At 56.8% G+C, this 19,158-nt stretch carries 15 protein-coding genes; 5 read left to right on the top strand and 10 right to left on the bottom strand.

Features of this window, described 5'->3' with window-relative positions; all coding sequences use genetic code 11:
- Positions 1-22 precede the first annotated feature (22 nt).
- The 4 genes from Q0746_RS08210 to Q0746_RS08195 are packed head-to-tail and all read right to left on the bottom strand — an operon-like array spanning position 23 to position 4,287.
- The gene (locus Q0746_RS08210; RefSeq protein WP_298259088.1) at positions 23-778 is read right to left on the bottom strand and encodes a glycerophosphodiester phosphodiesterase family protein; all 756 of its coding nucleotides are present in this window, start codon (positions 776-778) and stop codon (positions 23-25) included.
- A complete protein-coding gene (locus Q0746_RS08205) occupies positions 775-1,239 on the bottom strand; it encodes a RidA family protein (protein ID WP_298259087.1) in 465 nt (154 codons plus the stop codon). Before Q0746_RS08205 ends, Q0746_RS08210 begins: the two co-directional genes overlap by 4 nt.
- A 13-nt stretch (positions 1,240-1,252) precedes the next feature.
- The gene (locus Q0746_RS08200) at positions 1,253-2,554 is read right to left on the bottom strand and encodes an HlyD family type I secretion periplasmic adaptor subunit (RefSeq protein ID WP_298259085.1); all 1,302 of its coding nucleotides are present in this window, start codon (positions 2,552-2,554) and stop codon (positions 1,253-1,255) included.
- On the bottom strand, positions 2,551-4,287 hold the full coding sequence (locus Q0746_RS08195) for a type I secretion system permease/ATPase (protein ID WP_298259083.1): 1,737 nt from the start codon (positions 4,285-4,287) through the stop codon (positions 2,551-2,553). Before Q0746_RS08195 ends, Q0746_RS08200 begins: the two co-directional genes overlap by 4 nt.
- Positions 4,288-4,480: 193 nt before the next feature.
- On the opposite strand from Q0746_RS08195, the gene Q0746_RS08190 reads away from it, so the two are divergent.
- Together Q0746_RS08190 and Q0746_RS08185 are read left to right on the top strand one after the other, a co-directional pair.
- On the top strand, positions 4,481-5,236 hold the full coding sequence (locus tag Q0746_RS08190; protein ID WP_298259081.1) for a VacJ family lipoprotein: 756 nt from the start codon (positions 4,481-4,483) through the stop codon (positions 5,234-5,236).
- A complete protein-coding gene (locus tag Q0746_RS08185; protein WP_298259078.1) occupies positions 5,223-5,822 on the top strand; it encodes an ABC transporter substrate-binding protein in 600 nt (199 codons plus the stop codon). Before Q0746_RS08190 ends, Q0746_RS08185 begins: the two co-directional genes overlap by 14 nt.
- On the opposite strand, the gene Q0746_RS08180 is transcribed toward Q0746_RS08185, so the two are convergent.
- Positions 5,819-8,041 carry a transglycosylase domain-containing protein gene (locus Q0746_RS08180; protein ID WP_298259077.1) on the bottom strand — a complete coding sequence of 741 codons (2,223 nt, stop codon included), beginning with the start codon at positions 8,039-8,041 and terminating at the stop codon, positions 5,819-5,821. The genes Q0746_RS08185 and Q0746_RS08180 overlap by 4 nt on opposite strands.
- Before the next feature lie 256 nt (positions 8,042-8,297).
- Here Q0746_RS08180 and Q0746_RS08175 point away from each other — a divergent pair, with 256 nt between their 5' ends.
- From Q0746_RS08175 to Q0746_RS08165, 3 genes are all read left to right on the top strand, one after another.
- Positions 8,298-8,636, top strand: a complete 339-nt coding sequence (locus tag Q0746_RS08175) for a P-II family nitrogen regulator (protein WP_298259075.1) — start codon at positions 8,298-8,300, stop codon at positions 8,634-8,636.
- 21 nt (positions 8,637-8,657) lie between these two features.
- Positions 8,658-9,977, top strand: a complete 1,320-nt coding sequence (locus Q0746_RS08170) for an ammonium transporter (protein WP_298259073.1) — start codon at positions 8,658-8,660, stop codon at positions 9,975-9,977.
- 121 nt (positions 9,978-10,098) lie between these two features.
- Entirely contained in the window at positions 10,099-10,722 is a 624-nt protein-coding gene (locus Q0746_RS08165) for a hypothetical protein (protein ID WP_298259071.1), read from the top strand.
- A gap of 81 nt (positions 10,723-10,803) precedes the next feature.
- On the opposite strand, the gene trxA is transcribed toward Q0746_RS08165, so the two are convergent.
- The 5 genes from trxA to Q0746_RS08140 form a co-directional block, all read right to left on the bottom strand.
- Positions 10,804-11,124, bottom strand: a complete 321-nt coding sequence (gene trxA / locus Q0746_RS08160; RefSeq protein WP_298259069.1) for a thioredoxin — start codon at positions 11,122-11,124, stop codon at positions 10,804-10,806.
- 64 nt (positions 11,125-11,188) lie between these two features.
- The gene (gene addA, locus Q0746_RS08155) at positions 11,189-14,527 is read right to left on the bottom strand and encodes a double-strand break repair helicase AddA (RefSeq protein ID WP_298259067.1); all 3,339 of its coding nucleotides are present in this window, start codon (positions 14,525-14,527) and stop codon (positions 11,189-11,191) included.
- Positions 14,524-17,460, bottom strand: a complete 2,937-nt coding sequence (gene addB / locus Q0746_RS08150) for a double-strand break repair protein AddB (RefSeq protein ID WP_298259065.1) — start codon at positions 17,458-17,460, stop codon at positions 14,524-14,526. The genes addA and addB overlap by 4 nt, the downstream gene beginning before the upstream one ends.
- Positions 17,453-18,148, bottom strand: coding sequence for a nucleotidyltransferase family protein (locus tag Q0746_RS08145; RefSeq protein ID WP_298259063.1), 696 nt, complete (start codon positions 18,146-18,148; stop codon positions 17,453-17,455). The genes addB and Q0746_RS08145 overlap by 8 nt, the downstream gene beginning before the upstream one ends.
- Positions 18,141-19,157, bottom strand: a complete 1,017-nt coding sequence (locus Q0746_RS08140) for a phosphotransferase (protein ID WP_298259061.1) — start codon at positions 19,155-19,157, stop codon at positions 18,141-18,143. The genes Q0746_RS08145 and Q0746_RS08140 overlap by 8 nt, the downstream gene beginning before the upstream one ends.
- Position 19,158 lies beyond the last annotated feature (1 nt).

Raw genomic sequence — 19,158 nt, 5'->3', positions numbered from 1 at the left:
GATGGGCCTTCGGGGGGCAGGGTCAAGCAGGGACAAAGCCTTCAAAGGTAATGTTTTGCGCAATTTTCATGGCCTGATCGGCTGCGGCCTGCGATCTTACGGTCCAGCACAAGATATCCGCGCCCTGCGCTTTCAACTCGGCCACACGGGGGCGGGCAAGATCGGCTACCTCATGCGACAGGAAGCTGGCCCCGCTGTCTTCATAGTCGGGGATGTCGCGCAGATGGTTGCATATCTTTGCTGATAGGGGCGCCCAGTCTTTCGGGGCATAAGAGCTGGTCACCAGCCCGCGCGCGCGTTGGGGGGCCAAAGTCGACATCAGCTTTGTTGAATGCGGGTTGAAGGACATCAACGCCGCCTCGCCTTGGTAGGCTTCCAATGCGGTCGCGACCGCTTGCTCCAACGGGCCGACATTCGGACCCATTGCGCCGTCTTGGTCCTTTAGCTCAATCAACAGCGGTACGCGTCCGTCGACCAGCTTCAACACGGCTGGCAAGTCGAGGATCGTGTCGGTGCTACCGGACAACGTCATACCGCGCACAACCTGTGCCGTGCGGGTTTGGATCGCGCCCCGTTCCCCAGTCAAGCGGCGCATGTCGTAGTCGTGAAACACCATCGCCTGAGCGTCAGAGGACAGTTGCACGTCCAACTCAATCCCGTAACCGGCAGCGATTGCGGCCTCAAACGCCGAGGGCGAGTTTTCGATCACCCCTTGGGGTGCGTCGTGCAACCCGCGATGCGCAATCGGGCGGGCCAAAAAGCAAGCGGGCAGGGTCATGGCTTGATCTGGAAGATACCCTCGATTTCAACCGCGACATTGAAGGGCAATGCGCCGGCGCTCACGGCGGAGCGTGCGTGCTTTCCCGCATCGCCTAACGCTTCCACAAGGAAGTCTGACGCGCCATTGATGACTTTCGGCTGCTCGGTGAAATCCGGAGTAGAGTTCACAAAACCGGTGAGTTTTACCACGCGCACAAGGCGGTCCAAATCCCCACCACAGGCGGCTTTCAATTGCGCCAGAAGCGAAATCGCACAGGTGCGGGCCGCGGCTGCACCGTCTTCGACGCTTAGGTCCGTTCCAACTTTTCCAACTATGAAACCATCATCGTTTTGGCTGATCTGACCTGAAATATACACCGTGTCACCGACAATGACGCTGGGAACATAATTCGCGGCAGGGGCCGGAGCATCAGGCAGGGACACGCCTAGATCGGCAAGGCGGGCTTCAAACTTGGACATGTGAATTCTCCATTCAAGTTTCGCGGAAAGCGCGATTGAAATAATCGGTAAATGGTTTCAACAGATATGTCATCGGTGATCTGTCCGCTGTGCGAATGAAACCGTCCACCGGCATGCCTGGTACCAGATCCACATCACCCAATCGGGCCATCTCGCCGTCTTTCAAGGTCATCTCAACGCGGTAGAAACTGCGCCCTGTGGCGTCGTCGCGAAAGGCGTCACCGGAGATCGAGGACACCGTGCCAAAGACCTCTGGAGTGGTGCGCGCATCAAAAGTTGAAAACCGCAAAGTCACGTCTTGGCCTAAGAAAACCTCGTCGACATGGATCGGTTCTACTTCGCCGGTGATGACCAAGGGGCGATCCTGTGGAACGATGAACATCAAGGCCTCTGCGGGTTGGATCACAGCGCGTTCAGCAAAGACGGTAAGCCCGAAAATAAGGCCTGACACTGGGGCGGTAATGTCCAGACGCGACAGGCGTTCTTGGAGCGAGAGGCGTTGCTCGCGCAGTTCGAACTCGCGGTATTGAAGGTCACGTAGCTGGGTGATTGCCTCTTCTTTTCGCGTGGTCGCGAGGCGTAAAATTTCCAGATCGATTTCGGTGATGCGGCCCTCGTTTTCGGCCACAGAGGCGCTTAATTCACCGACAGTCCCGCGCAACCGCGCCTCCTCGCGGCGCAGGGCCAAAATGCGACTGGACTGCGCCAAGCCTTTGTCGAGCAAGTCTTGCTGGGTTTCCAATTCTTGGTTCAGCAATTCAAGCTGTGTCTCAAGAGCGCGCTGCTGGGCGTGGACCCCATCGACCTGATTGTCGATTTGGGCTTTTCGCTTTTCCAACTGGTCGATGGACTGGCTGGCGGAGGTTATGCGGGTCTCGAACAGGCGCTGCTGCCCGTCGATCAATTGTTGAAGTTGAGCGCGATCCTGTGCGGCGTCAATCAACAGGGGATCAAAGGTGATAGCGTCGGCCTCATCGCGCTCGGCCTTTAGTCGTCCATTGCGGGCAATGATCTCGAACAATTGGCCTTCGACGATCAACAGTTCGGACTTTAGCCGCGTATCATCAAGGCGCAGCAATGTGTCGCCTTGTTTGACCCGCGCACCTTCGCGCACCGCGACTTCTGCCACCACACCGCCATCTTGATGTTGCAGGACTTGCCGGTTCTGATCGACCTCAATGCGGCCAGGAGCAATGATCGCGCCTGCGATGTTGGCTTGCACCGACCAAAGGCCAAAGCCGCCAACCAACACCACCATTGCCACAAGGCCAATGGCTATCGGGATACGTGCGGACCACCGCGCATTGTTGCTCATGTTACACCTCCGGGTGTATTGGTGCCGGTGATGGTTTTGTGGTTTGCCACGGTGCCTTTTAGAATCTCGTCGCGGGGGCCGAAGGCACGTCTTTGACCTTGTTCAAGCACCATCAACAATTCGCATTCAGTGATCGCAGAAGGGCGATGGGCCATGATGATCACCGACCCGCCTTCGGATTTCATGGCGCGGATAGCCGAATTGAGCGCGAGCGAGCCGTCATTGTCCAAGTTCGAGTTTGGCTCGTCCAGCACCAGCAAAACCGGATTGCCGTAAAGGGCGCGGGCCAAGCCGATGCGTTGCATCTCGCCGCCAGACAAACGGCCGCGAGCGTTTGATATTGGCGTGTCGTATCCTTGAGGCTGACGTAAGATCAACTCATGTGCGTCGGCCTTTTGGGCGGCTTTGATGACTTCATTTGGATCCGCATTTGGTTGAAGGCGGGCGATGTTCTCCCCGATGGTGCCCTCAAACAAGGTGACCTTTTGCGGCAAATATCCAACGAGGCTGCCCAGCGTGTCGGGATCATATTGGTCTAGCGCGGCGCCCCCCAAACGGGTTTGCCCGCCGGCTGTTGGCCAAATGCCCGTCAACGCCTTGGCCAATGTTGATTTGCCAGCCCCTGATGGCCCGATAACCCCCATTGCTTGACCAGCCGGTAAGTCAAACGAGATCATGCGGAGCGTTGCTTGGCGTTCCCCGGGGGGGATAATGGTCACCTGTTCGCCGCGCAAATGTGCCTTCGGCCTTGGCAATGGGGTGCGTGGGGGCAGATTGGCCACCTCTGTCAGCAGGGCTTGTAAACTTTGCCACCCCATGGCGGCGCGTTGCACCAAAGCCCATTGGCCAATGGCCAGTTCGATCGGGGCAAGTGCGCGCCCCAGCAAGATGGAGCCTGCGATCATGGCGCCCGCAGTCATTTCATTTTGCAGCACCAGATAGGCCCCCAACCCCAGCATTGCGGATTGTAAGAACAACCTCAGGGTCTTGGTTGTTGCTGTGATCACCCCCGCACGATCAGCCTTTTGCACCGATTTCGATAGCGACTCTGCGCGGAGCTTTTGCCAGCGATCAAAGCTGGCCTCGCGCATCCCCATGCCCGCGATGACTTCGGTTTCGTCCATGATTTCGTCGGAGAGGCGGTTGGCCTGCAGCCCGTAAATCCCTGCCTCCAACTGCGGTTGGCGGGTCGAGCGCTGATTGATCAACGTCAACAGAACCAGCAAAGCCCCGCCTGCTACGGCCAGATACCCGAGCCACGGGTGGAATATAAAGATGGCAGCAAGGAAAAAGGGAGTCCACGGCATGTCAAACAACGCCAGCAACGCCGGAGAGGATAGAAAGCTTTGCACGGCCTCCAGATCACGCAAACCGGTATTGTTGTCGCCAGACTTTGGCATCAGGTTCGACTTGCGCAGCATCGCCGAAAACACACGGCGGTCCAATTTGTCCTGAAGCCGTGCACCGATGCGCGACAAAATGCGGCCACGCGCATAGTCCAAAAGGCCCATCATCGCGTAGAGAAAAACCACCAGAATTGACAGGGCGACCAATGTTTCTTCAGACCGCGAGCCCAAGACCCGATCATAAACCTGCAACATATAAAGCGGGCCAGTGAGCATCAGCAAATTTACAAAAATACTGAACACGAAAGCGACGATAAACAAGGGTCGGCTTTCGCGGCGGGCGGCGTTCAGTTCGAGCTTTCCAGCGTGGTTTTGTTCTCTTCTCATAGCTGTAGGGTTTAACCTGATTTTGTGAAAGGGATGCTAGTTTTGCGTCACTTGGAAGTGAAAACTGACTTGAATTGTGCCTTTCTGTCCTCATATTCTCAAAAGATTGAGTGTTTGTGACTTGTATTCTGGTGCTTGGGTCTTTCATTTCATATAGCGCCACATCCGAATTACCGACGACCCTGGTGGGAAAATGAAAAAGCTGCTGTCCAATTTGCCAAAGCGCCTTTGCGCTATGTCCGTTTTCGCCCTTTTGGTGGCGGGGTGTACTGCCGCGCCGATTGGCGTTGGGGTGAATGACCCGATTGAAAAGCAAAATCGCGGCACGCATTCTCTTAACCGATCAATTGACAAAGTGTTCGTCAGCCCGACCTCCAAAGGCTATGGGACGATTGTTCCAAAGCCTGTGCGTAAAGGGGTGTCCAATTTTGCCTCCAACCTGAACCTGCCTGGGCAAGTTTTGAATAATTTGCTGCAGTTCAGGATTGAGAACGCCGGCCACAACACGTTCCGCTTTTTGGTAAATACGACACTTGGGTTTGGTGGGCTGCTGGATGTTGCCACCGATGCGGGTTTGGAAAACCGGGGTACGGATTTTGGCGAAACGCTGCATGTTTGGGGCGCGCCAGAAGGGGCCTATGTAGAGCTTCCGCTTGTGGGTCCGTCGACCGAACGCCACGCTGCAGGGCGGGTGGTTGACCTGTTGCTAAACCCTCTGAATTTCGGCACCGAAGGCGCGTTACGCACGGCTGGAACGGGGGCCAGCGTCGCTGCACGCTTTGGTGATCGCTACCAGTATTCTGATTTGATAGACTCGGTCCTATATGAAAGTGAAGACAGCTACGCACAGGCGCGGCTGTTGTACTTGCAAAACCGGCGCTTCACACTTTCCGGTGGGGAGCAGCCTGACTACGACGACCCATATGAGGATGTTTATGGTGAAGAATAATCTTTTCTCCCGCCGCGCAATTGTTGCCGGTTTGGCCGCGACCGCACTTCCGCTTCCGGCCTTCGCAATCAGCGGCGCTGCTGCTGAAAAGCTTGTTGATTCCGCAGTGTCTGACATCAACAAAATCATCGCTTCGGGTAAGTCCGCAAGCGCTATGCAACGCGACTTTCAGCGGGTGTTCGAGCGCTACGCAGATGTGAACATCATCGCCCTGACCACCTTGGGCCCTGCGCGGCGCACTGCCAGCAAGGCTGAAGTGAAGGCATATGTGAAGGCGTTCAAAGGGTATTTCACCCGCAAATATGGCAACCGTTTCAACGAGTTCGTTGGTGGGAAGATTATTGTCGAGGGCTCTCGGAAGTCCAAGAGCAACATCGAGGTTCAATCCACCGCCAAGCTACGTGGCTCTGCCCCGTTCAAAGTGTCTTGGTTGGTGTCTGATAAATCCGGCAAGCCAAAGATCTTCAATATCATCATTGAAGGGGTGAACACTTTGACGTCAGAGCGTGCCGAAATCGGCGCGATGCTGGATAAACGTCGCGGCGATATTGGCAAGCTAACGGCCGATCTCAACAAGCTGGGTTAATTCCCGCCCAAAATGTTCCTGAGCAGACTTCCCACATCGCGGATGATCTGCTCGGTGACATTCTCCAAGTTCTGCTGTCCTTGCGAATTGCCTCCGTTTCCCGGGGTGCTTCGTGCGGTCGTTTGCTGCTGAACCGGCTCTGGTCGCGTCACACGCGGTGGGTTTGCAGGGCGGATCATCGGCAGGGGTTCCGCTGACAGGCCTGTAGTGACACGCGTCATTGTCTCTTTCCAGATGTCGGCAGGCAATCCTCCGCCGGTCACACCTTTAAGGGGCGTGTTGTCGTCATAGCCCATCCATACACCTACGACATATTGCGCGGTGAAGCCGATAAACCACGCGTCTTTCGCGGCGTTGGTCGTTCCGGTTTTTCCAGCGACTTCGCGGCCGTCAAGCTGGGCGCGTTTGCCAGTGCCGTCGTTCACCACGCGGTACATCATGTAGGTCAGCTGCTGAGCTGCGTTCTCGGAAATCACGCGATCGCCAAAGCCGCCGCCTTGGCCAAAGAGTGCGTCTTGATCCCCTTTCAGGCGCAATTCTCGAATGCCGTAAGGAGACACCGCGCGCCCACCGTTCAAGATGCCTGCGTAGGCGCCCGTCATTTCCAGCAAGGTGCTTTCTGACGCGCCAAGTGCCAAGGCTGGCCCGTTAGCCAACTCGTTGTCGATGCCAAAGGCTTCTGCCACGCGACGCACGTTGTCGCGACCCACTTCTTCGGACACTTTGACGGCGACAGTGTTGATTGACTGTGCCAACGCGTCGGTGAGCGTCATGTCGCCCTTAAATTTGTTCGTGTAGTTTTTGGGGCACCAATTGCCAGAGCCTGCAGTATGGAAGCAGGCCTCTGCGTCTTCTACAACGGAATCGTATTGGAAGCCCAAGTCCATCGCCGCTGCATATACGAACGGTTTGAACGCCGAACCCGTTTGTCGTTTCGCTTGCACCGCGCGGTTGAATGCGCCGGATACTTTTGCCTGCCGTCCACCTACCATCGCACGCACGGCGCCATCTGGCGACATAACCACAATCGCGGCCTGCGCTTTGGAGCCTTGGCGGACTTTGTTCTCGAAGATGTGGTCCAACGCGTCCTCTGCGGCCTTTTGCAGGCGGCTGTCGAAGGTTGACCGGATCATCACGTCTTCTGTGGTGTCCTTCGCCAAAAAGTCGGGCGCGGTGTCCATGACCCAATCGACGAAATACCCGCCTGCGCGGGCTTGGGCCGCTTTGGACAAGGTTGCGGGGGCGACATTTGCGGCGGCTTCATCTGCGGATGAGATATAGCTTTGTTCTCGCATAAGCTTGAGCACCGTGGCCGCACGGTCTTGGGCGCGTTGCAGGTTGTTTGTTGGCGCATATTTAGTTGGCGCCTTGAGAAGGCCCGCCAGCATCGCGGCTTCTGGCACGCTGACTTCAGAGGCGCTTTTGGCGAAGTAAATCTTGGATGCGGCCTCAAACCCACGCGCGCCCGCGCCCAGATAAGCACGGTTCAGGTAGATCGACAGGATGTCATTCTTGGAATACTTGGCTTCCATCGCCAGCGCATAGAGCGCTTCTTTGCCCTTGCGCGCCAAAGTCGTGCGGCGACAGTCGGCTTCGTATTTGGCTTCGGTTTTCCATTTCTTGGGGTCAAACTCAACGCCCAGACAAATCAGTTTCGCGGTTTGCTGTGTCAGCGTCGAGCCGCCGTTGCCTTTCCATGGCTTGCGGCCTTCACGCATGTTGATGCGCATCGCCGAAGCTACGCCGCGCGGGGACAGTCCGAGGTGCCAGTAGAATCGTTTGTCCTCTGTGGCGATGACCGCGTTTTTCAAAGCGGGGGCTACGGATTCGGCTCGGATTGCGCCGCCAAAGTTATCGCCGCGCCATGAGAACACGACGTTCTCGCGATCCAGTAAGGTCACCGAGCCGCGGGTGCGGCCGTCAAGCAAGGTCTCTACAGGAGGAAGCTGCGCATAGGTATAGGCCACAGCAGCCGCCAAAAGGATGGCGCCGACGGCGGTAATCCGCCACGTGAGGCGCCAAATCAAGCGCAGGGTCCAGATGAATGGGAACAATATCCATCCGATCAACCCGCGTTTCTTAGGCGCAGCTTGGCGTCTGACCACGCGCTTTTTCGGCTTGGCCTTTGCCTTTGCTTTGGGCTTCGGCTTCGCTGCTGGCGCTTTGTTATAGCGTTTATCGGCCACCAAGGTGGGCTTCTTTCGTCCGGAGTTGCTCATGTACCTGCGCTTCAAGGCTGCTTTTTGTTGGGCCTAATATAGGGCGGGGTGAAGAAGATGTAGAGGGGAAGTCTTCGCTCGACGGGTCTCAATTTCGATTAATAATTAAGCTTCGGCTAAAATTTGTGCAAAAAATAATGCCGCGCCCCCCAATTTTGCCCAAAATCTACGCCCTCAACGTTGAAGCGCGCGGGGTCAGGGACTGTTGTGCCTTCATACGTGTCTCGGCTTCGGGGCGAAAACGAAGGGGAAAACAGTGAAGTTGATCATAGCAGCAATCAAGCCGTTCAAGCTGGAGGAGGTTCGCGAAGCGCTCACCGCCATCGGTGTGCGCGGAATGATGGTGACGGAAGTGAAGGGCTTTGGCTCTCAATCCGGTCACACGGAAATCTACCGCGGCGCAGAATACGCCGTGAATTTTGTGCCGAAAGTGAAGCTGGAAATCGCAGTCGCGGCATCGATGGCAGATCAAGTTGTCGAGACGATCGCAACAACCGCGAAAACCGACAAGATCGGCGACGGCAAAATTTTGGTGCTTGATGTGACGCATGCCGTCCGCGTGCGCACCGGCGAAACCAACGAAGACGCGCTGTAAGGCGTAAGGGGAACCTGACTTATGAAACTCTCAAAAACTCTACCCATTGTTGCGGCGCTGACGGCGCTTCCGACCATGGGGCTGGCCCAAGACGCGGAAATCTTGCCTGTGACTGCCGAGGTCGGCTTCATCTTCAACACGTTTATGTTCCTTGTGGCGGGCTTCCTCGTCTTTTGGATGGCGGCTGGTTTCGCCATGCTGGAGGCAGGTTTGGTGCGTTCCAAGAACGTGGCGATGCAGTTGACGAAGAACATCGCATTGTTTTCGCTGGCCGCGATTGCCTATTACCTTATCGGTTACAACTTGATGTACCCCGGCGATGGTTGGTCCATTGACGGCATCCTTGGTGCGTTCTCCACTGCGGGTTTGGAACCCGTTGGCATGGAAGAGGCATCGCCTGACCTGACGTATGCGTCTGTCGGTTCCGACTTCTTCTTCCAACTGATGTTCTGTGCCACAACCGCATCGATCGTATCTGGCACATTGGCAGAGCGCATCAAGCTGTGGCCATTCTTGTTCTTCGTGATTGCCCTGACGGCCTTTATCTACCCAATCCAAGCCTCTTGGAAATGGGGCGGTGGCTTCTTGGACGGCATGGGCTTCCAAGACTTCGCGGGCTCTACAGTTGTGCACTCGGTCGGTGGCTGGGCAGCTTTGGCTGGCGCGTTGATCCTTGGGCCACGTATCGGCAAATACAAAGAAGGCCGTACGGTGCCATTCATGGGCTCCAACCTACCTTTGGCAACATTGGGTACATTTATCCTGTGGCTCGGTTGGTTCGGCTTCAACGGTGGCTCGCAGCTGTATATGAACACAGCCGGCCATGTTGGCGACATCAGCCGTATCTTCGCGAACACCAACACTGCAGCTGCAGGTGGTGCCGTGGCTGCGCTGATCCTGACGCAACTTCTGTATAAGAAAGTCGACCTGACAATGGTCTTGAACGGTGCGCTTGCCGGTCTGGTGTCCATCACGGCCGAGCCGCTGACACCTTCCTTGGGTGCGGCTACTTTGATCGGCGCTGTTGGCGGTGTGATCGTGGTCTTCGCGGTTCCATTCCTTGATAAGCTGAAAATCGATGACGTAGTGGGTGCGATCCCGGTACACTTGATGGCGGGTATCTGGGGCACGATTGCGGTTGTCTTCACGAACAGCGCTGCAAGCATCGGCGTTCAGCTTTATTCCATCCTTGTGGTGGGTGTGTTCACCTTCGCGGTGTCCGGTGTGATTTGGTTTGTCCTGAAAGCAATCGTGGGCATCCGTGTATCTGAGGAAGATGAGGTCATGGGCCTCGACATGGCAGAGCTGGGCATGGAAGCCTACCCAGAGTTCACCAACTAAACTTTCCTAAATGCCTGTAAGAGAGCCCCTGCCAAAATTGGTTGGGGCTCTTTTCGTTGGGGACTTGCGAAGTGACGCTCTCGGGTCGATAAATTGCTTTGTATTACATAAGGAATTTCAAATGATCCGATTATCCAGAATCACATTTGCGCCGGTATTGGCTGCCTTGGTTTTTTCAACTTGGGTGGCCGCCCCCGCCATGGCCAGTTCTGTTCGATTTGAAACGGTGATCAACTGGTGTGAACAAGTCCGAAAAAGCGGCAAGGCCCCGACAGAAATGACGCGCTTGCTAAAGCCCTCTTCTAGGCTAAATCATATGGAAATTGGCACGGTTGATACCGATGTGGGGCGACTGTACCTGACGTTGGTCAATAACCCCAGAGTAAACGGGTTTGTGGGCCAAGTATGCAGTGTGGAAGGTGCCCGCTTTGATAATGGCAAATGGGCCGGATCCGTGCGTTGGAGCAAAGTTCAAAACAGGGTGGCAAAGGCCTTTGAAGCAACCAAGCCAAAAGGGGCCAAGGTCACGAAAGCCTCACTGTCTAAGAACCAACTCGAACAAATGGGCTTCGAGTTTATCCAATGTGGAAAAGTGAATTCCTTTTGGTCGGCAGGTCCGGTCTACAAGTCCGACGGCGGATTTCTCTTCCCACCGACGGCCGAGTGGAGATTGGATGAGGCGACGGTATCAATCACAGTTCTTCGCCCCCTGCTTCCAGGCCTAAGCGATCAACATTGCGGATGAGTTGATCCGAACACAAAGGCAGCAACAAAAAAGGGGCGCGACCCGACAGGTGCGCCCCAATTCAGTAAGTTTCAGGCCGGTTTAGACCGTCTCTTTGATCCAGCTGTCAAAAGCGGACTTCGGAGCAGCGCCAACTTTGTTGGACACGACTTCGCCGTCCTTGAACATAAACAGTGCCGGAATAGAGCGCACCCCGACAGCGGCGGCAGCATTCGGGTTCTCGTCGATGTTTACTTTGACGATTTTTACTTTGCCTTCGTACTCAGCGGACAATTCTTCCAATGCTGGTCCGATTTGCTTGCATGGGCCGCACCATTCGGCCCAGAAATCGACCATTACAGGGATGTCCGAATTGCGGACTTCAGCGTCAAAAGTTGCGTCAGTTGCTGCGACAGTAGCCATGGTGTGATCTCCAGAATGGGTGAGTGTATCGTTGAGAGGAACGTAGGTAGCCCTGCGAGTGGCGTCAAGATGTATGGGCCGAGACCAGTGCGGACCTCACGATGTCGTGTGGCAATGGCATCAACTGGGCGTTTTGCGTCCAAAGAATGGCCACCTCTATGGTTTTTTCCGGATAGATTTGCTCCAGCATCTCCAAATAGGCCCCCATCTGCGCCAAAATTCCTGACGGAGTCATATGAGCCGACGGCGGAACAACCACATTGGATTTGAAATCTACGGCTAGGATTCGATCATCTTCAATGATCAGCCGGTCGATGGTCCCCAAAACGGATTGCCCGTTAAGGCTGGGCAGCTTTGCGGTTAATGTTACCTCTGCCAAGGTTCCATCTGCGAAGATATGCGACAGCGCAGGGGCTTCCAAAACCGCTTGCGCCAGAGGAAACAAATCTTCGTCGTTGGGGCCATATCGACCCAAACGGTTCGCTAGATCCATCGGGTCTGCGGCGTTGGGAAGATGTTCCAGCAACCGGTGCAATGCGGTGCCACGCAACTTGGCGTCATCTTCCGATAGCGCGGTCCCGCTGGGATCAGGTAAGGCCTTGGCTCCGTTGAACTTTGACGGCGACAGGGGCTCTTGGCTTGGCGGGCGATCCGGAGCGGTTTGCTGCGCCCAGTCTGGCAGGGTGGCCAGCACGGCTGCGGCCTCTTTTTCGCGGGTTGGCAAATCTTCGGGCCAACTTAGATGCTCCAACCGCCCGTCATCGGCCTTCAAACTGGCCATTCCGGCCTCTGCAACGGCATACCAGCCGCCATCAGCAAATTTTGCCGGCTTCCCTGCACCGCAAATAATGAGCCAGCTTTCCGCTCGCGTCATCGCCACGTATAGCAGCCGCATCCGCTCTTCGCGCTGACGGGTCTTGATGTCAGTGGTCAGCTCCAGCTGCGCAGAAGGCAATTCCTTTGAAGAGGTTTTCCAAAACGCCACACCATCGCGGTGCAAAATGTCATCGCGCACGTCGTTCTTCATCTGACCGGTGTCCGGCAAAATGACAATCGGGGCTTCCAGCCCTTTGGCCCCGTGAACCGTCATCACGCGGATCGCGTTTCCGGCGCTGTCCATCTGGCGCTTTATGGTGACCTCGTCGCGGGCCAGCCATTCCAGAAAGCCGGTCAATGACGGGATGTCGGCTTGTTCGTAGCTCATGGCCTGATCCAGTAAGGCTGCAATGCCTTCGTCGGCCTCAATGCCCAAACGGGACAGAAGTTTGTCGCGACCATCGTGGCGGGTCAATATCCGCTCCAACAGGTCATAGGGGCGCAAAAAATCCGCAGAGTTGCGCAGGTCTTGCAGCATATCCGTGACATGGGCGAACCGGTCTTTTTGCCCCTCAAGTGCGCGGGTTAGGTAGCTGGGGCGATCATGTGCAAGATCGAATAACTCCGCCTCCGACAAGCCGCATAAAGGGGACCTCAAGACAGTGGCCAGTGACAGGTCATCTTCAGGCGTTGCCAGATAGCGCATCATCGCGACCAAATCCTTCACGCCGATCTCTGCCCCGATCCGCAATCGGTCTGCACCGGCCATCGGCAGGCCCAAATCTTTGCACGCGCGAATGATTTCATGGAACAAGGCTGATCTACGCTGCACGAGAATTAGGAAATCGCCAGCCTCGATCCGGCGGGTGACTTGGGTATCCCGTCCATCGATGCGCTTCACTTCGGTGATCTGCCCGTGCTGCAACCGGTCTTTGATTGTTGCCGCGATCTGACGGGCCAATAGGACCGAATGGTGATCATCGCCGACCGTATCAACGGGATCGAACCAATCTTTCTTGTCGGCCTTTTCGGTTTCCTCGATCCAATCCCACAGATCCACCCGACCGGGCAAATCTTGCTTGAAGGCGACATGTTCTACCCTGTCGCCCATGCCGCGCATCAAGTCCCCTGTGAAACTGGCGTCGACCAGATCCAGCACTGCTTTGGAGGACCTGAAGGAATGTAGCAGGTCTTGGCGTTGCAGCGGGTGCCCGATGGCTGTGAGCGCTTCGTCGAAATGGGCGCGCATGGCTTCGAAAGCATCGGGATCAGCGCCTTGGAACGAATAGATTGATTGTTTTTGGTCCCCGACCACAAAGATCGTGCGTTCTGTGTCCGCTCGCGCCCCTTGGCCGGAGGTGAACTCCTGCGCAAGTAACCGCACAACATCCCATTGGCGTGGGGCTGTGTCTTGGGCTTCGTCCACCAAGATATGATCAATCCCGCCGTCCAAACGGAACAACACCCAAGCTGCGACACTGGGGTCGGTGAGCAATGCGCGGGCTTTCAAGATCAAGTCGTCAAAGTCCAACCATGCGCGGTTTTGCTTATGCTTTTCGAGGCGCGGCAGATAGGCCTGCGCGAATTTGTGCAGCGCAGCGTTTCGCAGATGGGCCGCAAGCGCCAAACGCAATGGGCGGGCCTCCGAGACGCGCATACGTAGGGCATCAAAAGGGTCTAACAAGGCGCCAAGTGCCTCTTTTGCGCCTTTGGTGGGGGGATGGGCCTTTGGCAAGCCTTCGGATTTTCCCGACGCCCCAAGGAACAGTTTTTCCAGCCTCGGCAACAAGGCTAGATCGAGCGAGCTGCAGTCCAAATGCGCAAGGCTTAGACCCAGTTGCGTGTCGGTTTTGCCTGCGCAGGCTTGCAACACTGCGGCCACGTCGCGTAGCAATTCAGCCTCATTGCCGTGAAAGACTGAGGACAGAATTGTATCTTCGGTCACGCCATCAGCCAGCCCGCCAGCAGACCGCAGATCCGTCTCCGAGATGGGCGGGAAGAACAGTTCCTTGCGGCCCAGAAGCTCTTGCAAGAACCCGTCCATTTCCGCGCCACTAAAGTAGCGCGCAAAGGCAGTCATCGCGGCGGGATCTTGAAGTGCCACTTCCTCCAAAACATCTTCGCGTAGGGTTCTGGCCGCGCGATCGTCCATCTCTGCAAATGCTGGGGACACGCCAGCTTCCAAGGGAAACCGTCTAAGCAGGGATGCGCAAAAAGAGTGGATCGTCTGGATTTTCAACCCGCCCGGGGTTTCGATGGCCTTGGCAAACAAGCGGCGCGCGTCGGCCATAACCTCTGGCGCAATATCGGTCGCGCCAAGGGCCTGAAGGCTGCCGCGAAGTTTGTCATCGGGCATCATGGCCCAATCGCCCAAGCGCTGGAACAACCGGTTCTGCATTTCGGACGCAGCGGCCTTGGTATAGGTCAGGCAAAGGATGCGTTGCGGTGGCACCCCGTCCAAAAGCAGCCGCGCCACTCGGTCGGTCAACACACGGGTTTTACCCGATCCGGCGTTGGCCGCGAGCCAAGTCGAAGCCTTGGGGTCGGCAGCAGCAACCTGCGCCTGAGTGGCGGCATCGCGCTTCATGAGCCAACCTCCATGGGAAGTGCTTCATCCGTTTCATCCCATTCACCAAAGCGCGCGAGGTGGTCGTAGCTTTGCTCCCAACGGGTTTCGAATACGGCGCGGCGGGACGAGTACCCCTTATCCGGTTCCATATATGCACGAATTAATTCTGTGAGTTCGTTCCAGATTTTGTCCAAGTCGCCGTGTTCAAATCGGTCACCTTCCTGCTTGGGGTCAGAGCCAAGGCCGATGTAGTCAGCCTGCAGCACTTTACGCCTTATTAGACCCTTGAAACCGTCTCGGTCTGCGATAGCGGCAAGCAATGGGAGTTGCTTGTTGAAGTGCTCTCGTTGCGGCTTTGTTGGTAGGGAACCCGTCTTGTAGTCGTATAAGAACAATGCGCCATCGGGGGCTTCATCGATGCGGTCGGCGCGTCCTTCCAAGGTGAAATCCAATCCGTCCAATGCAACGCTGCCTTTGTCTTCTTGGCGCAATGGTCGGGCGAATTGCCTGCGATTGCGCTCGCTATCAATCAACCACGGGGCTACGCGGGCCAGTTTGGCGTGCCACATGGCGCGCGTGGCGGGCCAAGGGACCAGCTCGGCGAAGGTGCGATCGGCGATTTCGGTCAGCCGGTCCGTTGCGTCCTCGGGCAGATGTGTCGTGGTTTCTTTGACGAAGCGGTCCAACACTTCGTGCAACGCAAGTCCGCGCAATGGGGCATCAGCGGAGGCATGCAAATCCTCCAGTCGCCGCAGTTTCAGGATGTAGCGCGCATATATGGCGTAGGGGTCGCGGATGAGAGTTTCGATCTGCGTCACCGGCAGCATTTTTGGGCGGGCAATGACAGGCGGCACCGGCGAGGGGCGCGGCGCGGGCGGTGTTTGCGCGCGAGGATGGTCCAGAGCCGCGGCAAGTTCCACCCATTCAACCCCACGTTTGCGCATGCCCTCTAGGGCTTGCACCCCGGCGCCGTCCAAGCCGTTTAACAGATTGGTCATGCGGTTGACCCACCGAGAGGGAACTGTTTCGGATTCCGCGTTGCGCTTGGCGCGCGTTAGCCAAACCTCGGGCGCAGAAATTGCTTGTTGGAAATCATGGGCCGACAACCCGATGCGCCGGTCGGGAAGCAACAATCCTGCGTCTTGGCGCATCTGCCGGTTCAACCATGGGTCCGGCTTCGGCAACTCGGGCCAAACCCCATCATTCAATCCCGCCAAAATGACCATATCGGCCCCTTGAACGCGGGCCTCCAAGGTGCCCCAGATCATGATATCGGGATGTGGGGCATTGGGGTCGCGAACCTCGTGTTGGTTCAGAACAAAATGCACCAGATCGCCATATTCCGCGCAGCTCATCTCGCCACCGCTATGGGCGGCGTCGCGCAACCCTGTCACCGCTTTGACGGCTTCTTCGCCAGTTTTCTTGTCCCACAAGCTGCCTGCGCCAATGCTATCGGGACCGGCGCACAGGCGTTCGGTCAGGGCGATGTGGTGCTCGATATGATCGGTAAGGTCCGCAGTCTCGCTGGCACGCAGAGCATCGAGAATGTCCCACAACCAATTGATCCAAGATTGGACGTCTTCGTCAGATTTGCGTTTCCGCGCCCAATCCAATGCATCATCGCGCGTCGGAAAAGGGGTCCCTCCACGCAGGAGCTTCAATTCCATATCGCGCGTGTGCTTGAGGTGCTTGCCACGTGCGCTATGGGCGACCAACGGATGCTTCAGCACGGCAAGCAATTTGTCGGAGGGCAGTTTTCGCCCCATCAATTCGACCGTTTGACGCAAAATTCGCCCGCTTGGCGATTGTGGAAGCGGGATCCCTGCGCTGTCGTCCGGCTCTATCCCCCAGCGTTGCAAAGCGGCGGTGACTTGCCGTGTGAGCATCCGGTCGGGTGAGATCAACGCGGCGGTTTTGCCGTCTTGCGCGGCTTTACGCAAACGCAGCGCAATGGCGAGGGATTCTAAACGCGGAGTGGGGGCTTCAATCAACGTGATGGCGGCGGTCGCTTCGGGTAAATCGGGCAGCTTGGGGCCTTCGGTCAACCACTCATCTGTGACGGGGGCTGGGCGCAACGCCAGTGAAACAAGCGCGTTTCGAGCCGGTGAGGCGGGGCGCGTTTGATCCCAAAGTGGCACGTCGTCTTGCGAGATATTCAATGCGCGAAGCAGAACACGAAAACGGTACTGTGGATGGTCTTCGCTGGTCAAATTGTCATCCAGCTGTCGCCAAACTCGATCTGGCATATCGACGTCAAAACCGGGCAGGATCAGTGCGCCTTGGGGTAGTTTTGCGACCGCTTCCATCAGCAGTCTCGTGGTGCCTCGCGATCCGGTGGAACCGGCGATGATCACCGGATGCGAAGGCGGGGAGACTTGCCATCTGTCAATCAGTTGATTGACGATAACCCGCTGACGCGCCTCGGCATTTAGCGGCACGTCAGAGCCAAAAAAGTCAGTAACTAGTTTAAGAAATTTTTGGCTGCGCTCCCAATGGGCGGAATGGCGCTCGACGTCCAATTCGCTTAAACGGTCGGGGTGGACGCCCTCTCCTTGCATTTCTTCCATCAATCCCGCGAGGCTGTCTGCCAAATCGAATGTATGGGCGCGGGCTGCGAAATCATGTTCTTGTTCGATCAGGCTGCGGACCAGTTGCGCTAGCTCCAATCGCCGCACCAAAGGGTTCACGGCATCGGGCAAATCGATTCTGCTCTCTGCGTGCCCCAAATCCGTGATCAGCCGCAGTTTAGGCAAAAAGCTGGCATTTCGTTGGGCAAATAGGCTTCGGATGCGTCGCTGCATCCGCGTTGTGTTCACATATAGCTCTACATGCGTCATTTCATGAGGGCGGGCGCCGGTCGCTCTGCTTAAAAGCCCTTGCACAAGGGCCGCGGGGAAATCGACGCCAGAGGGAAGGGCGAAGACACGCGCAGTTGATGATGGCTCAAACATGCGGGTGCTTTTCGATCATGTCTTCTGCAAGCTTGATGCCCTCTGGGGTGCCAACATCGGCCCAGTAGCCAGAGTATTCGACCCCGTAGACCTGTTTGCTTGGCAGCATTTGATCCCAGAGGCGATTGAGCGAGAATTGCGTCTCGGTGATTTGCGCCAACCCATCCGTGTGCAATATTTGCGCGCCGGTGTAGACCAAGCCGTTGGTATCGCGTGTTAGCCGTCCCTCGTTGTCGACGGCAAAGTTTCCTGCGCGCGTATAGCCCACCGTTCGCGCCAGAGGCACCAATAGCAAAAGGGCACCCATCCGTTCTGGCTGCCACGCATTGCGCAGGCAGTCCAACGGGTTTGGTCCTGCCCAAACTGCATCGGAATTCAAAGTAAACACGGGGTCTGACCCAAGGTGGGGAAGGGCTGCTTTCAACCCGCCGCCTGTGTCCAAGATGTCTGGGGTTTCTACCAAAAGCTCCACGTTTGGACGGGTGTTGAGATGGGCTGCCACCATGTCGGATTTGTAGTGAGCATTCACAACCGCGCGCACTTCAGCGTCACGGACCACATCCAAAGCATGGTCCAGTAATGCGCGGCCCGCCACTTCGATCAGGGGTTTCGGGCGGCTTTGCGTCAACGCGCCCATGCGTGTGCCAAAGCCCGCTGCGAAGACCATGGCCGACGTTGGATCACCCATTTTGGGCCGCCTTTATACGCGCAAGAACTGTTGGCTCGGGGGCAGGAACATTGGTGAGCACGAAGTCGCGCAATTCGGTCAGGCTCGGGTGTTGAAGATCCTCAACAAGGTTTCGCCAGACACGAGGTATCAAATCAGGGTAATCTGGCTTTCCATCGCGCACACACAGGCGGGTAAAGACCCCAAGGATTCGTAGGTTCCGCTGTGCTGAGCAGGCAGCATAGGCGCCTGAAAAGACCGCAGCATCCGCGCCGGTTTGGTCGATGAAATACTGCAACATTTCGCGCTGCACTTCAGGGGCCACATCGCGCCGCGCATCCTTCAACAGGGATGCCAAATCATATGCAGGATGCCCCAGCATCGCGTCTTGGAAGTCCAGCAAACCCACGCGGGCAGGACCCTCGCGGTTCGGGAGCCACAAAAGATTTTCTGCGTGGTAGTCCCGCTGAACCAGAACCGGATCGCCAAGCATCAGCCGTGACAACATTCCGCGAACCAAGCTTTCGTAATCTTGCCGTAGCACTTCTGGGGTGGCCCTTCCGGTGCCATGGGGCAAATACCAATCCACGGCCAGCATTGCGGTGGTTGTCATCGCGGTCACGTCGTAGTGCTGCACCTTGGGCGGGCGCGCGTTTTGGGCCACGATTAACGCATCAACTGCAGCTCTATAGAGTGCGTCTTCGATGTCTGGGGTGTGGTCGAGCACGTGGGCGAAAAGGCCATCCCCCAAGTCTTCGATCAGCAAGAACCCATGCGTGACATCCTGTGCATAAATAGTCGGGGCGCTGAGGCCCAAGCTGGACAGATGTTGTGCGATGGTGAGGAAGGGACCTACGTCCTCGCCTGCTTCGGGGGGGGCGTCCATCAACACCGCAGTTGGCAATCCCTCGGCGGTGACACGTTCATATTTTCGGTTTGACGCATCTCCGGCCAATGGGCGCGCGATGCCGTTCTTCCAGTCTGTTGTGGCAAGGAATTCCTCGGCCAAGCGGTGTCGGGTGAGGGTCATC

It is taken from the genome of uncultured Litoreibacter sp., from assembly GCF_947487515.1.
In the GTDB taxonomy this organism is placed as follows: Bacteria; Pseudomonadota; Alphaproteobacteria; order Rhodobacterales; family Rhodobacteraceae; genus Litoreibacter.
This window is presented reverse-complemented; position numbering and strand designations above follow the sequence as displayed.

What these genes read in the sequence shown, in the direction of transcription:
- Q0746_RS08210 (WP_298259088.1), bottom strand. Translation starts at nt 778, where the DNA reads ATGACCCTGCCCGCTTGCTTTTTGGCCCGCCCGATTGCGCATCGCGGG.
- Q0746_RS08205 (WP_298259087.1), bottom strand. Translation starts at nt 1,239, where the DNA reads ATGTCCAAGTTTGAAGCCCGCCTTGCCGATCTAGGCGTGTCCCTGCCT.
- Q0746_RS08200 (WP_298259085.1), bottom strand. Translation starts at nt 2,554, where the DNA reads ATGAGCAACAATGCGCGGTGGTCCGCACGTATCCCGATAGCCATTGGC.
- Q0746_RS08195 (WP_298259083.1), bottom strand. Translation starts at nt 4,287, where the DNA reads ATGAGAAGAGAACAAAACCACGCTGGAAAGCTCGAACTGAACGCCGCC.
- Q0746_RS08190 (WP_298259081.1), top strand. Translation starts at nt 4,481, where the DNA reads ATGAAAAAGCTGCTGTCCAATTTGCCAAAGCGCCTTTGCGCTATGTCC.
- Q0746_RS08185 (WP_298259078.1), top strand. Translation starts at nt 5,223, where the DNA reads ATGGTGAAGAATAATCTTTTCTCCCGCCGCGCAATTGTTGCCGGTTTG.
- Q0746_RS08180 (WP_298259077.1), bottom strand. Translation starts at nt 8,041, where the DNA reads ATGAGCAACTCCGGACGAAAGAAGCCCACCTTGGTGGCCGATAAACGC.
- Q0746_RS08170 (WP_298259073.1), top strand. Translation starts at nt 8,658, where the DNA reads ATGAAACTCTCAAAAACTCTACCCATTGTTGCGGCGCTGACGGCGCTT.
- Q0746_RS08165 (WP_298259071.1), top strand. Translation starts at nt 10,099, where the DNA reads ATGATCCGATTATCCAGAATCACATTTGCGCCGGTATTGGCTGCCTTG.
- trxA (WP_298259069.1), bottom strand. Translation starts at nt 11,124, where the DNA reads ATGGCTACTGTCGCAGCAACTGACGCAACTTTTGACGCTGAAGTCCGC.
- addA (WP_298259067.1), bottom strand. Translation starts at nt 14,527, where the DNA reads ATGAAGCGCGATGCCGCCACTCAGGCGCAGGTTGCTGCTGCCGACCCC.
- addB (WP_298259065.1), bottom strand. Translation starts at nt 17,460, where the DNA reads ATGTTTGAGCCATCATCAACTGCGCGTGTCTTCGCCCTTCCCTCTGGC.
- Q0746_RS08145 (WP_298259063.1), bottom strand. Translation starts at nt 18,148, where the DNA reads ATGGGTGATCCAACGTCGGCCATGGTCTTCGCAGCGGGCTTTGGCACA.
- Q0746_RS08140 (WP_298259061.1), bottom strand. Translation starts at nt 19,157, where the DNA reads ATGACCCTCACCCGACACCGCTTGGCCGAGGAATTCCTTGCCACAACA.